The sequence below is a fragment of the Ruegeria sp. AF8 genome (genome assembly GCF_056541825.1).
The window spans coordinates 1-1,026 of the sequence record NZ_JBQFYW010000080.1 but is presented as its reverse complement, the minus strand read 5'-3'; the positions used below and the strand labels follow the sequence as shown (position 1 = coordinate 1,026).

Genomic DNA, 1,026 nt, shown 5'->3' with positions numbered 1-1,026 from the left:
TCTCTGGGCTGAATATACCGCGGAACTAGCAGCCTAACGGTCGTTCAACCGACCCATCGCAATCGGTCAAAAATAACTTGGCGATACCATTGGGACTCATGAACAACAAGGAGTTCCTGTCATGCATGTCTTGATTACAGGCGCTGGCGGGCACCTAGGCCGCAAACTTTTCGACGCGCTAGAAAGCGACCCCGACTACATCGTTTCTGGCATCGACATTCGCCCCGTTGATCATCCCGACATTCACACCGCAGACCTGTCCGACGCCAGCAGTTGGGTCAGTTTGCTTAAGGGAGTGGACGTTATCGTGCATCTAGCTGGTGACCGAGAGCCCTCCGCCACCTGGGCCTCCGCGATCAAACACAATATGGATGCAACGCTTTCACTCTATCACCATGCGGCAGCCATGGGCGTCAGCCGGGTAGTTCTTGCCAGCTCCAACTGGGTCCACGGCGACAAAAGGTTCACGCACGACGTTCTCAACAGCACGACACCACCAGGTCCAGTAAACGCCTACGGCGTGTCAAAGCTGTTCTGTGAACGGACAGGGGCCTACTTCGCCGAGCATCACGGACTGTCGGTCATCTGCTTGCGCATCGGCTGGACACAATGGACTCACGACAACCAACCCGGCACACACATGGCGATGGGCCGGTGGGGTCAGGAAATGTGGTTGAGTGATCGGGACTTTCTAAGCGGAATACGCGCCGCAATAGATGCCAAGGATATTTCCTTCGCAGCCCTGAACCTGATGTCTGACAACCCTGGAATGCGTTGGGATATTACCGAAACACGGCAAGTGATTGGCTATTCTCCGAAGGATGGAAGCGCTGCGAAAATAACAGCGAGCATTGCCTTTAGGTCCGCTCTGAAGCGGCTGTTTACAGGCCGGCTCCCGAGTTTTTTCGCGACGCGTTTTCCGGATTGGTAAAGTAGGTATCGCCAAGTTATTTTTGACCGATTGCGATGGGTCGGTTGAACGACCGTTAGGCTGCTAGTTCCGCGGTATATTCAGCCCAGAGACTA

Annotated in this window: 1 protein-coding gene; it reads left to right on the top strand. The window is 54.7% G+C overall.

Annotation, left to right across the window (positions count from 1 at the left end; translation table 11 throughout):
• Positions 1 to 121: 121 nt before the first annotated feature.
• Entirely contained in the window at positions 122 to 931 is an 810-nt protein-coding gene (locus tag ACR0AO_RS25460) for an NAD-dependent epimerase/dehydratase family protein (protein WP_480609838.1), read from the top strand.
• Positions 932 to 1,026 lie beyond the last annotated feature (95 nt).

What these genes read in the sequence shown, in the direction of transcription:
- ACR0AO_RS25460 (WP_480609838.1), top strand. Translation starts at nt 122, where the DNA reads ATGCATGTCTTGATTACAGGCGCTGGCGGGCACCTAGGCCGCAAACTT.